At 70.7% G+C, this 11,605-nt stretch carries 11 protein-coding genes and 1 riboswitch; of the genes, 10 read left to right on the top strand and 1 reads right to left on the bottom strand.

All coding sequences use genetic code 11. From position 1 onward, the window contains the following. Window positions 1–2 precede the first annotated feature (2 nt). The 3 genes from ABZ459_RS11955 to ABZ459_RS11945 all read left to right on the top strand — a co-directional run bounded on the left by ABZ459_RS11955 (window position 3) and on the right by ABZ459_RS11945 (window position 2,760). Window positions 3–824, top strand: a complete 822-nt coding sequence (locus tag ABZ459_RS11955; RefSeq protein WP_357969162.1) for an aldo/keto reductase — start codon at window positions 3–5, stop codon at window positions 822–824. A 19-nt stretch (window positions 825–843) separates the two neighbouring features. Then, on the top strand, window positions 844–1,797 hold the full coding sequence (locus tag ABZ459_RS11950) for a Gfo/Idh/MocA family oxidoreductase (RefSeq protein ID WP_357969159.1): 954 nt from the start codon (window positions 844–846) through the stop codon (window positions 1,795–1,797). 117 nt (window positions 1,798–1,914) lie between these two features. Continuing rightward, window positions 1,915–2,052, top strand: a riboswitch (cyclic di-AMP (ydaO/yuaA leader). 12 nt (window positions 2,053–2,064) lie between these two features. Further along, window positions 2,065–2,760 carry a CHAP domain-containing protein gene (locus ABZ459_RS11945; protein ID WP_357969157.1) on the top strand — a complete coding sequence of 232 codons (696 nt, stop codon included), beginning with the start codon at window positions 2,065–2,067 and terminating at the stop codon, window positions 2,758–2,760. A gap of 53 nt (window positions 2,761–2,813) precedes the next feature. Here ABZ459_RS11945 and ABZ459_RS11940 read toward each other — a convergent pair whose 3' ends face one another. Next, complete coding sequence (locus ABZ459_RS11940; RefSeq protein ID WP_357969155.1) at window positions 2,814–3,632, bottom strand: methyltransferase; 819 nt, start codon at window positions 3,630–3,632, stop codon at window positions 2,814–2,816. A 160-nt stretch (window positions 3,633–3,792) separates the two neighbouring features. On the opposite strand from ABZ459_RS11940, the gene ABZ459_RS11935 reads away from it, so the two are divergent. The 7 genes from ABZ459_RS11935 to ABZ459_RS11905 all read left to right on the top strand — a co-directional run bounded on the left by ABZ459_RS11935 (window position 3,793) and on the right by ABZ459_RS11905 (window position 11,599). Continuing rightward, complete coding sequence (locus ABZ459_RS11935) at window positions 3,793–4,221, top strand: YciI family protein (RefSeq protein WP_357969153.1); 429 nt, start codon at window positions 3,793–3,795, stop codon at window positions 4,219–4,221. A gap of 45 nt (window positions 4,222–4,266) precedes the next feature. Further along, a complete protein-coding gene (locus ABZ459_RS11930; protein WP_357969661.1) occupies window positions 4,267–5,523 on the top strand; it encodes an RNA polymerase sigma factor in 1,257 nt (418 codons plus the stop codon). Window positions 5,524–6,034: 511 nt separating this feature from the next. Next, window positions 6,035–7,375: an extracellular solute-binding protein gene (locus tag ABZ459_RS11925; protein ID WP_357969150.1), complete on the top strand. Its 1,341-nt coding sequence runs from the start codon at window positions 6,035–6,037 to the stop codon at window positions 7,373–7,375. A gap of 55 nt (window positions 7,376–7,430) precedes the next feature. Then, window positions 7,431–8,387, top strand: a complete 957-nt coding sequence (locus ABZ459_RS11920) for a sugar ABC transporter permease (protein WP_357969148.1) — start codon at window positions 7,431–7,433, stop codon at window positions 8,385–8,387. Further along, on the top strand, window positions 8,384–9,214 hold the full coding sequence (locus tag ABZ459_RS11915) for a carbohydrate ABC transporter permease (protein ID WP_357969145.1): 831 nt from the start codon (window positions 8,384–8,386) through the stop codon (window positions 9,212–9,214). The genes ABZ459_RS11920 and ABZ459_RS11915 overlap by 4 nt, the downstream gene beginning before the upstream one ends. After that, complete coding sequence (locus tag ABZ459_RS11910) at window positions 9,211–10,620, top strand: GH1 family beta-glucosidase (protein WP_357969142.1); 1,410 nt, start codon at window positions 9,211–9,213, stop codon at window positions 10,618–10,620. Before ABZ459_RS11915 ends, ABZ459_RS11910 begins: the two co-directional genes overlap by 4 nt. Next, window positions 10,601–11,599 (top strand): LacI family DNA-binding transcriptional regulator, encoded by a 999-nt coding sequence (locus tag ABZ459_RS11905; protein WP_357969139.1) that lies wholly within the window; start codon window positions 10,601–10,603, stop codon window positions 11,597–11,599. The genes ABZ459_RS11910 and ABZ459_RS11905 overlap by 20 nt, the downstream gene beginning before the upstream one ends. Window positions 11,600–11,605 lie beyond the last annotated feature (6 nt).

Here is an 11,605-nt window from a genome sequence, read left to right as displayed (position 1 = left end):
GTATGAACTCGCTGATGCTCAACACCGACGGTGTGCAGATACCACAACTCGGCTTCGGCGTCTGGCAGGTCTCTGCCGACGACGCCGAGCACGCGGTGGGGACCGCGCTGCGCGCCGGATACCGGCATGTCGACACCGCCGCCGCCTACGAGAACGAGGAGGGCGTCGGCCGGGCCGTGCGCGCCGCCGGGGTGCCGCGGGAGAAGGTGTTCGTCACCACCAAGCTGTGGAACGCCGACCACGGGCGCGCCGAGCAGGCCTTCGACGAGAGCCTGGCCCGCCTGGGCCTCGACTACGTAGATCTTTTCCTGATCCACTGGCCGGCCCCGGAGCAGGACAGGTACGTGCAGGCCTGGCGGGCGCTGGAGAAGATCTACCGGGACGGCCGGGCCAAGGCCATCGGGGTCTCCAACTTCACCGTCGCCACCCTGACCCGGCTGATGGACGAGACCGACATCACGCCGTCGATCAACCAGATCGAGCTCCACCCGTACTTCCAGCAGCGCGAGATGCGGGCCTTCCACGAGGCCAACGGCATCCTGACCGAGGCGTGGAGCCCGCTCGGGCAGGGCAAGGGGCTGCTGGCCGACCCGGCGCTGCGCGTGCTGTCGGAGAAGTACGGCAAGACGCCCGCGCAGATCGTGCTCCGCTGGCACCTGCAGCTCGGCAACGTGGTGATCCCCAAGTCGGTCACGCCGTCGCGGATCGAGGAGAACATCGACGTGTTCGACTTCATCCTCGACACCGAGGACATGGCGGCCATCGGGGCGATGAACGCGGGGCGGCGGATCGGGCCCGACCCCGACTCGTTCAACCTGACCTGAGCGCTCTACGATCTCGGTCGTGCGAGATTTCACCTGGGGAATAGCGGCGACCGGCGGCATCGCGCGTACCGTGGGGGCGGCCATCGTGGCCGAGCCCGGCATGCGGGTGGCCGCCGTCGGCTCACGGAGCCCGCTCAGGGCGCGGGCGCTGGCCGACGAGCTGGGCGCGGAGTCGGCCTACGGCTCCTACGAGGCGCTGTGCGCCGATCCGGCCGTCGACGCGATCTACGTCGCCACGCCGCACGCCCAGCACCTGGAGGTGGCCGAGGCCGCCATCGCGGCGGGCAAGTCGGTGCTGTGCGAGAAGCCGCTGGCTGCCGACGTGGCCGACGCCGAGCGCATGGTGGCGCTGGCCCGCGCGGCCGGGGTCTTCCTCATGGAGGCCATGTGGATGCGCTTCAACCCGCTCATCCAGCAGGTGGCGGCCGATCCGCGCTTCGGTGAGATCCGGTCGGTGCGGGCCTCGTTCGGCTTCGCGCTGCCCTACGACCCCGCCCACCGGTTGTGGGCACCGGAGCTGGGCGGCGGGGCCCTGCTCGACCTGGGGATCTACCCGTTCGGGCTGGCCCAGCTGCTGCTCGGCATGCCCGCGGAGCTGCGCATGGCCGGCTCGCTGGCGCCCAGCGGCGTCGACGCCGAGGCCGGCGGGCTGCTGCTGTACCCGGACGGGCGGCGGGCCCTGGTGGACGTGTCGCTGCTGGCACATCACGCCAACGACGCGAGCGTGGTGGGCACGTCGATGCGGGCCGACATCCTGGCGCCGTTCTGGGCGCCGCGGCGGGTGCTGCTGTCCGGGCCGTCGATGGAGACGGAGGAGCTGGTGCTCGACCCGGCCGACAACGGTTACGCGGGTGAGCTGCGCGAGGTGCGCGCGGCCACGATCGAGGGCCGGACGGAGAGCGCGGTCATGCCGCTTGACGAATCCCTTGCCATGATGGGGCTTCTGGCCGAGGCGAGGGCCCAACTCTCCTAGCTGGACCTTTAGGCATTTGCCTTGCTCTTGCCCGATGTATTACCTTGTGGGGCATCTCGCGGCAGACGTCCGGTTTGTCCGGCTTTGTCCAACCATCGCAAGACATTTCACAGGATCGTCCTGTGACCGCTGAATCCGCCTCCGGGCGGAACCGGGGACCCACGTCCTTTGGGGTGAATCGGCACTTCGGTGCCGTAGGGCAGCTTCCACGTCCGAACCCGTCAGCTAACCCGGTAAGCGGCATGGAAGCAAGGAGTAATGCCCTCGATGGCCAAGCACCGTCCCATCCGTGCCCCGAAGATCAACTACGCCCACGCCGCGCTCGGCGCGGCCATCCTCGCCTCCGCCATCGGCGGCCACGCCACCGCCGCCGCCGCCGACAGCACCGGCCCCGCCGCCGCGACCGGCCACTCGGCCGTCGCGCCGCAGGCCGCCGCCCAGACCCGCAAGGCGGAGGAGACCCAGGTCAACGTCACCGCCGAGCAGGTCCTGGCCATGGCCAAGTCCCAGGTCGGCACCTCCGAGAACGCCTACGGCGGCGGCACCAAGTTCCAGAAGTGGTACGCCGACTCCAAGCGCGCCGCCGAGACCATCGCCCGCGACGGCGGCACCCGCGCGATGTACCTGAACGCGCCCTGGTGCTCGATCTTCGTCTCCTGGGTCGGCGAGCAGACCGGCGCCCGCCCGCAGGTCGGCTGGGACGCCTGGACCGTGGCCCACGCCAAGTGGTTCGCCGCCAACGACCGCTGGGGCGCCGAGGCCAAGCCCGGCGCGGTGGTCTTCTTCTCCTGGGGCGGCAGCAAGAGCCTGGACTCCATCCAGCACGTCGGCTTCGTCGTCAAGGACAACCACGACGGCACGATCTCCACGATCGAGGGCAACACCGGCAACGGCAAGGTCGAGGAGCGCGTCCGTCCGAAGTCGCAGGTCGTCGGCTACGGATACCCCCAGTACGCGAGCTGACCTCCCCCGCTCCGAGCGCGCGTCCCGCACGAGGGACGCGCGCTCGCCGCGTCTCAGGGCCGGACCGCCACCAGCGAGTAGAGGATCGGCAGGTGCGAGTCCCCGAACGGGAACCGGTACCGGCCGTCCGCGCCCTCGGCCAGCAGGCCGCGCGGGTCGATGTCGGTCTCGACGTGCTCGCCCAGCTCGGCCACCGTGAGCCCGGCCCGCGCCGCCGCCGTGACGATCTCGCCCACCGAGTACGGGTACTCGACCGCCTCGTGGGCCTCGGTCACCACTCCGGCGTCGGCGTACGTGCCGGTCACCGTCTCCCGGTGGGCCTGGCCGCCGCCGTAGGGCCAGTCGGCCACCAGCGGGTCGAGCGAGGCCACCGTCTGGTAGGCCGGATGCAGGTCGACCAGCACCAGCCGCCCGCCGGGCCGCAGCGCCATGGCCGCGCCGCGCATCCAGGCGCCCAGGTCGCCGATCCAGCACAACACGCCGTACGTGGCCACCGCCACGTCGAAGCCGCCGGCCAGCGACTCCGGCAGCCGCTGCGTGTCGGCCTCCACGAACGTGGCCGCCAGCCCGGCCCTGGCCGCCAGGTCTCGGGCGCGCGCGACCGCCACCGGGGAGAAGTCAACGCCGGTCACCCGCGCTCCGAGGCGTGCCCAGCTCAGCGTGTCCAGGCCGAAGTGGCACTGCAGGTGGAGCAGGTCCCGGCCGGCGACGTCGCCGGCCAGGCGGCGTTCGAGCGCGTAGAGGGTCTGCCGGCCGGCGAGGAAGGCGTCGACGTCGTAGAACCGGTCGGCCGAGGTGGAGCCGTGGACGCGGGCGCGCTCGTCCCAGAGGGCCCGGTTGGGGACGGGGGCGTCTTGTGCGGGTCGGGGCATGGGGCGAGGATGGCACATCGGCCAGGCGGCCGCACGACCGGTACGGTGCCCTGGGAACGGACGGGTCCGCGTGTCGATCCGGCCGGCGCCCGTTCGACGCTTCAGCGAGGCCGGCTCCGCCCGGGGGCCGCGGACGGAAGGGACGTGCAGGATGAAATTCATGATCGTCGGCAGGGGCAACGCGGAGACCGAGGCCGGGGCGCTGCCCAGCCAGGAGCTCGTCGACAACATGCACGCCTACAACGAGGCGCTGGCCAAGGCGGGGGTGCTGCTGGCCGCCGAGGGGCTCTACCCGAGCTCGCAGGGCGCGCAGATCGCCTACAGCGGCGGCCGGGCCACGGTGATCGACGGCCCGTTCGCCGAGGCCAAGGAGCTGATCGCGGGGTTCTGGCTGATCCAGGTGAAGTCCAGGGAGGAAGCCCTGGAATGGGCCATGCGGGTGCCCGTCCCCGAGGGCCACGACGGGACCGGGCTGCACGTGTGGCGGGTGTACGACGCCTCCGACGCGCCCGACGCGGCCTCGTCCGACCCGGCGGAGATCGAGCGGGAGAAGGCCATGCGCCGGCGCCTGGGCGGGCAGGAGAGCTGACCCCGGCTTGCGGACCGCGGACGGTGCTGGTGTCATGACCCGGTGATGGCTTCCGACACCCACCGGGCGATCGAGGCGGTCTGGCGGATCGAGGCGCCGCGGCTCATCGCCAGCCTGGCCGGGCTGGTCCGCGACGTCGGCCTGGCCGAGGAGCTGGCCCAGGACGCGCTGGTCGCGGCCCTGGAGCAGTGGCCGGGGTCGGGCGTGCCACGCAACCCGGGCGCCTGGCTGATGACGGTGTCCAAGCGCCGCGCCGTCGACCTGATCCGCAGGAACGAGCGGATGTCCCGCAACCTGGCCGAGCTGGGTCACCGGCTGGAGACCGCCGGGGAGCCGCCCGAGCCCGACGAGATCGAGGACGACCTGCTGCGGCTGGTCTTCACCGCCTGCCATCCGGCGCTGTCGATGGAGGCGCGGGTGGCCCTGACACTGCGGGTGCTCGGCGGCCTGAGCACCGACGAGATCGCCCGCGCGTTCCTGGTGCCCGAGCCGACCGCCGCCCAGCGCATCGTGCGGGCCAAGCGCACCCTGGCCGACCGGAAGGTCCCGTTCGAGGTGCCGCAGGGCGCCGAGCTGGCCGGACGCCTGTCGTCCGTGCTGGAGGTCATCTACCTGATCTTCAACGAGGGGTACTCGGCGACGGCGGGCGACGACTGGATGCGGCCCGGCCTGTGCGAGGACGCGCTGCGGCTGGGCCGGGTGCTGGCGGGGCTGATGCCCGCCGAACCCGAGGTGCACGGGCTGGTCGCGCTCATGGAGATCCAGGCGTCCAGGGCGGCGGCCCGGGTGGGGCCGTCCGGCGAGCCGGTGCTGCTGCTGGAGCAGGACCGCACCCGGTGGGACCGGCTGCTCATCGGGCGCGGGCTGGCGGCGCTGGCCCTGGCCGAGAGACTGGCCGAGGAGCGGGCCGAGGAGCCGGCAGGCGCGGCGGGGCCGTACACGCTGCAGGCCGCGATCGCGGCCTGCCACGCCCGTGCGTTCGACCCCGGCGACACCGACTGGGTGCGCATCGCGAGCCTGTACGAGTCGCTGGCCCGGCTGGCCCGCTCCCCCGTCGTCGAGCTCAACCGCGCGGTGGCGCTGTCGATGGCCTACGGCCCGGCCGTGGGCCTTGAGCTGCTCGACCAGATCGTGGACGAGCCGTCACTCAAGGGCTACCACCTGCTGCCGAGCGTCCGCGGCGACCTGCTGTTCCGGCTGGGCCGGCGCGGCGAGGCGCGGGCCGAGTTCGAACGGGCGGCCTCGATGACCCGCAACTCCCGCGAGCGCGCCCTGCTGCACGAGCGCGCCGCCGCCTGCTGAGCACCCCCTCCCCATCGACCGCGCGCCGCGCCCGGCCCAGGGCCGAGCACTGGGCCGGACACAGGGCCGAACGCCGCGCTGCGCGCTGTGCTGGGTGTGGGGCTGGGTGTGAGGGCTGAGCGTGGGGGCCGGGCGTGGGGGGCCGGGCGTCGGGGCCGAGCGTGGGACCGAGCGTGGGGGCGGTGCTGGAACGTGCCAAGCAGCCGTCACGCTGCGTGACAGACGGGCCTGACCGGGAGCAAGCCCGGAGGGTCCGGGCGACATGCCCTTGATGCGGCACGAAAGATGTCTCTTGAGGTGGGAGCGCTCCCAAACAGCCCTTCACGCCCTTTATCCCCTTAAATCCCGATCCAGGGCGGCAAAACGCACGATTGGTAACGGTTCCGTTTCGGCGGATTGACGGACACAGCCGGTAAGTGCACCCTTTGTGGGAGCGCTCCCAAAGACTCCCACCGCGGCGGAGCGCGTGCCGCGGTGCACCTCCCATCAGTCACCCGAGAAGGGGTCCCCCATGATGATCAGCAAGCGTCGCGGTCTGGCCGCGGCCTCAGCCCTGGCCGCGGCGGCGCTGACCGTCGCGTCGTGCGGCAGCGGCGACACGCCGACCGCCGGCAACAGCCCCGCCTCCTCCGCGGCGGCGGCCGAGCCCGTCACCATCCGGGTGCAGACCTTCGGCGGCGGCTCCAACTTCGGCTACAAGAACGCCATCGAGAAGTGGAACGCCGAGCACAAGGACATCCAGATCAAGGAAGAGCACCTGACCGACCAGTTCGAGCAGCAGTACTGGCCGCAGATGATCCAGTGGCTGCAGTCCGGCAACGGCGCGGGCGACGTCGTCGGCATCGACGAGGGCGGCATGGGCCTGGCCAAGGCGCACCCCGAGTGGTGGGCCGACCTGAAGGAGTACGGCCTTGAGGGCCGCAAGGCCGACTACCCCGCCTGGAAGTGGGAGAACGGCGTGACGGCCGACGGCAAGATCTTCGGCCTCGGCACCGACATCGGCGGCATGAGCCTGTGCTACCGCGCGGACCTGTTCAAGAAGGCCGGGCTGCCCACGGACCGCGAGAAGGTCGCCGCCCTGTGGCCGACCTGGGACGACTTCATGAAGGTCGGCCAGCAGTTCCAGGCGAAGGTGAAGGACACCAAGTTCACCGACGGCACCAACACGCTCTACAACGTGGTGCTGTACCAGGAGGCGGCCAAGAACGGCAACGTCGCCTACTTCGACAAGGAGAACAACCTCATCGTCGACAAGAACCCGGCGGTGAAGGCGGGCTTCGACTTCGCCTCCAAGCTCAGCCAGTCCGGCCTGACGGCCAAGCTGCGCAACTTCACCGACGAGTGGGCGGCGGGCACCCAGAAGGGCGCCTTCGCCACGGTCGGCTGCCCGTCCTGGATGCTCGGCGTGGTCTCGGGCAACGCCGGCGACGGCATGAAGGGCAAGTGGGACGTCGCCTCGGTGCCCGGCGGCGGCGGCAACTGGGGCGGCTCGTGGGTGGCCGTGCCCAAGCAGTCCAAGCACCCGAAGGAGGCCGCGCAGGTCGCCGACTACCTGACCAGCGCGCAGACCGAGGCGAGCATCTTCACCGACTTCGGCAACATGCCGAGCAACAGCAAGGCCCAGGCCGACACCGCCGTGCAGGGCGCGAAGAACGAGTTCTTCAGCGACGCCCCGATCGGTGAGATCTTCGCCAAGTCCGCGGAGAGCCTGCAGCCGGTCTTCCTCGGGGTGAAGCACGCGCAGGTCAAGAACGCGGTCGAGTCGGTCATCCAGGGCATGGACGACGGCTCGGTGGCCTACGACAAGGCCTGGCAGCAGCTGGTCGACGACGCGGTGAAGGCCGCGGGCTGATCTTCCCCCGCCCGGCCCGCGCCAGCGGGCCGGGCTTGCCGCTGAAAGGTCTGTTATGAGCCTCGACACCCTTCCGCGGGCGGCGCGGAACAACCATCGCCGCGACCGCCCGCCCGGCCGCCTCTGGCGTTCTCGACTCGACGTCAAGGCCATGCCGTACGCCCTGGTGTCCCCGTACTTCCTGCTGTTCGCCGCCTTCGGGCTGTTCCCGCTGGCCTTCACGCTCTACTACTCGCTCTACGACTACGACCTGGCCGGCGACACCAAGTGGGCCGGGCTGGGCAACTACGCCGCGCTGCTGGCCGACGAGGACTTCTGGAACGCCGTCACCAACACCGTCGGCATCTTCCTGCTCGCCACGGTCCCGCAGATGCTGATGGCCCTGTTCCTGGCCAACGCGCTGAACAAGAAGCTGCGCTGGCGGCTGCCGATCCGCATGAGCGTGCTGCTGCCGCTGGTCACCTCGGTGGTCGCGGTCGCGGTGGTGTTCACGCAGCTGTTCGCGCGCGACTGGGGCCTGGTCAACTGGGTCCTGGGCTGGTTCGGCGGGGACAAGATCAACTGGCGGGCCGAGCGCCTCCCGTCCTGGCTGGCCATCGCGGCGATGGTCGACTGGCGCTGGACGGGCTACAACGCCATCATCTTCCTGGCCGGCATGCAGACGATCCCCAAGGACCTGTACGAGGCGGCCGCCATCGACGGCGCGTCCCGGCGGCGCCAGTTCTGGCAGATCACGCTGCCGATGCTGCGCCCGACCATGATCTTCGTGGTGCTCAACTCCACGATCGGCGGCCTGACGCTGTTCTCCGAGCCGACCACCTTCTACAACGGCAACGTGGACGGCGGCTCCCAGGGCCAGTTCCAGACGGTGGCGATGTTCGTCGTCAAGCAGGGCTTCCGCGAGTTCGACTACGGCTATGCCGCGGCGGCCGCCTGGCTGCTGTTCCTGCTGATCCTCATCGGCGCGGCCGTCAACTTCCTGTTCGTCCGGCGGATCGGAGGCGCCAAGTGACCGGCTGGAAACCGACCGTCATGACGCGGGTCATGCTCGGGGTGGCCATCTTCCTGTCGGCGTTCCCGCTGTACTGGATGCTCGTCATCGCCTCGCGCACGAACTCCGACGCCGTGTCGGTGCCGCCGAAGTTCCTGCCCGGTGGCAACCTCGGCGAGAACATCGTCGCGGTGCTGGAGAACGAGGACGCGCACTTCCTGCTCGGCCTGACCAACTCCTTCGTCAGCGCGGCGATCGTCACCGTGTCCGTGGTGATCATCTCCACCCTGGCCGGGTTCGCCTTCGCCAGCCTGCAGTTCAAGGGCCGCAACATCCTGCTGCTGCTCGTGCTGCTGACGATGGCGGTGCCGCTGCAGCAGATGGGCGTGGTCCCGCTCTACCGCATGATGGTGAGCCTGGAGTGGACCGGCACGCTGAAGGCCATCATCCTGCCGTACCTGCTCAACGGGTTCGGCGTGTTCCTGATGACGCAGTACACGCGCCAGGCCGTGCCGAACGAACTGGTCGAGGCGGCCAGGGTCGACGGCGCGGCGACGCTGCGGATCTGGTGGAACGTCGTGCTGCCGGCCGTGCGTCCCGGCATGGCGGTGCTCGGCATCAACACCTTCATGCTCATGTGGAACGACTACATGTGGCCGCTGATCGTGCTGACCCCGGACAACCCGACCGTGCAGATCGCCATCAACTCGCTCAACGCGCGCTACTCGACCAGCTACTCGCTGATCTTCGCGGGTACCGCGCTGTCCATCATTCCGCTCATCGCGGTATTCGTCGCATTCGGCCGCCAGATCGTCGGCGGACTCATGGAAGGTGCGGTCAAGGCGTGACGACACAAGAGGAACAGATCCGTCCTGGGCTGCGCTTCCCTCCCGGTTTCGCGTTCGGCGCGGCCACCTCGGCGTACCAGATCGAGGGCGCGGTCACCGAGGACGGGCGCGGCCCGTCCATCTGGGACACCTTCACCAAGACCCCGGGGCGGGTGCTCAACGGGCACCACGGGGACGTGGCCATGGACCACTACCACCGCTACCGGCAGGACGTCGCCATCATGGCGGACCTGGGCCTGACGGCCTACCGCTTCTCGGTGTCCTGGCCGCGGATCCAGCCGACCGGCTCGGGCGCGGTCAACCAGAAGGGCCTGGACTTCTACAAGCGGCTCACGGACGAGCTCCGGCAGAACGGCATCGACCCCTGGCTGACCCTCTACCACTGGGACCTGCCGCAGGAACTGGAGGACAAGGGCGGCTGGCCCAATCGCGACACGGCCTACCGCTTCGCCGAGTACGCCACGATCGTGCACGAGGCGCTGAAGGACCACGTCCACACCTTCAGCACGGTCAACGAGCCGTGGTGCGCCGCGTTCCTCGGCTACGCCTCGGGCGAGCACGCCCCGGGCCGGCGTGAGCCGCGCAACGCGATCAGGGGCGCGCATCACCTCAACCTCGCCCACGGTTTGGCCGTCCAGGCGATGGACGCGCGCCGCGCCGGCGGCTGCGTCAACCTGTACGCGATCTCCCCCGAGACCGGCAGCGAGGCCGACCTGGACGCGGCCCGCCGCATCGACGGCCTGCAGAACCGGTTCTTCCTGGACGCGCTGCTGACCGGCCGCTACCCCGAGGACGTCCTGAACGACATCCCGATCGACGACGACCTGGTGCGGCCGGGCGACATGAAGATCATCAACGCGCCGATCGACGTGCTGCTGGTGAACTACTACAGCCGCTTCACGGTCTCCGGCGCGCCCGGCGGCAGGGCGTCGGCGGCGGCGGCCCCCACGGACACGGCCTCGCCGTGGGTGGGCAGCGAGCACGTCTCGTTCGTCAACGGCGGCCGGCCGGTCACCGCGATGGGCTGGGAGATCGACGAGGACGGCCTGGTGGAGGTCCTCACCCGGGTGGCGCGGGACTACCCGCCGATCCCGATGGTGGTCTCCGAGAACGGCGCCGCCTTCGACGACGTGCTGGCCGACGGCCGGATCCACGACGCGCAGCGGCAGGCGTACGTGGAGGCGCACCTCGGCGCGTGCCGGCAGGCGATCGACGCGGGCGTGCCCCTGCAGGGCTACTTCGCCTGGTCGCTGATGGACAACTTCGAATGGGCCTGGGGCTACGGCAAGCGTTTCGGCCTGGTCCACGTCGACTTCGACACCCAGGAGCGGCTGCTGAAGGACAGCGCGCACTGGTACTCGGAGATCATCCGGCACAATAGGCGACATGAACCGACCGACTCTTGAGGCAGTCGCGGCTCGGGCCGGTGTGGGCCGGGGCACGGTGTCGAGAGTCATCAACGGCTCGCCGAACGTCAGCGCCAAGGCCCGCGAGGCCGTCGAGCTGGCCATCCGCGAGCTGGGCTACGTGCCCAACAGGGCGGCGCGTGCCCTCGTCACGCGCCGCACGGACACCGTCGCCCTGGTGGTGTCGGAGTCCCAGTTCCGGGTCTTCGACGAGCCGTACTTCGCCGGCACCATCCGCGGCATCGGCTCGGCGCTGGCCGAGACCGGGCTGCAGCTGATCCTGGCGATGGCGCGCTCCCCCGAGGAGCACGAGCGGCTGGAGACCTACCTGACGGGGCAGCACGTCGACGGCGTGCTGCTGCTGTCGCTGCACGGCGCCGACCCGCTGCCGGGCAGGCTGGAGGAGATGGGCGTGCCGACCGTGCTCGGCGGCAGGCCCGTCGGCCTCGACCCCTACAGCTTCGTGGACATGGACAACAGGGCGGGCGCCCGGCAGGCGGTCAAACACCTGCTGGGCCTCGGCCGGGGCGCGATCGCCACGATCGCCGGCTCCCAGGACATGGGCGTGGGCGTCGACCGTCTGGCCGGCTACCGCGACGCGCTGCTGCCCTCGGGCCTGCCGGAGATCGTGGCCTTCGGCGACTTCTCCGAGGAGAGCGGCGCCACCGCCATGCAGGAGCTGCTGGAGAGCCATCCCGATCTCGACGCGGTCTTCGCCGCCTCCGACCCGATGGCCCTGGGCGCGATGCGCGTGCTCAAGGCCGCGGGCAAGGCGATCCCGCGCGACGTCGCCGTGATCGGGTTCGACGACTCCAAGGCCGCGCTGCACGCCGATCCGCCGCTGACCACCGTCCACCAGCCCACGGAGGCCATGGGCCGCCAGATGGCCGAGCTCCTCGTGGCCCGCATCAACGGCGAGGAGCTGCGCCAGCCCGTGGTGATCCTCGACACGCACCTGGTTCGCCGAGAGTCTGCCTGACCAGGC

Origin of the sequence: Nonomuraea sp. NPDC005692 (genome assembly GCF_040631115.1) — a bacterium.
Lineage (GTDB): Bacteria > Actinomycetota > Actinomycetes > Streptosporangiales > Streptosporangiaceae > Nonomuraea.
The sequence above is the reverse complement of the archived record's forward strand: the minus strand, read 5'-3'. Positions and strand labels throughout refer to the sequence as shown.

What these genes read in the sequence shown, in the direction of transcription:
- ABZ459_RS11930 (WP_357969661.1), top strand. Translation starts at nt 4,267, where the DNA reads ATGGCTTCCGACACCCACCGGGCGATCGAGGCGGTCTGGCGGATCGAG.
- ABZ459_RS11945 (WP_357969157.1), top strand. Translation starts at nt 2,065, where the DNA reads ATGGCCAAGCACCGTCCCATCCGTGCCCCGAAGATCAACTACGCCCAC.
- ABZ459_RS11955 (WP_357969162.1), top strand. Translation starts at nt 3, where the DNA reads ATGAACTCGCTGATGCTCAACACCGACGGTGTGCAGATACCACAACTC.
- ABZ459_RS11925 (WP_357969150.1), top strand. Translation starts at nt 6,035, where the DNA reads ATGATGATCAGCAAGCGTCGCGGTCTGGCCGCGGCCTCAGCCCTGGCC.
- ABZ459_RS11935 (WP_357969153.1), top strand. Translation starts at nt 3,793, where the DNA reads ATGATCGTCGGCAGGGGCAACGCGGAGACCGAGGCCGGGGCGCTGCCC.
- ABZ459_RS11940 (WP_357969155.1), bottom strand. Translation starts at nt 3,632, where the DNA reads ATGCCCCGACCCGCACAAGACGCCCCCGTCCCCAACCGGGCCCTCTGG.
- ABZ459_RS11920 (WP_357969148.1), top strand. Translation starts at nt 7,431, where the DNA reads ATGAGCCTCGACACCCTTCCGCGGGCGGCGCGGAACAACCATCGCCGC.
- ABZ459_RS11905 (WP_357969139.1), top strand. Translation starts at nt 10,601, where the DNA reads ATGAACCGACCGACTCTTGAGGCAGTCGCGGCTCGGGCCGGTGTGGGC.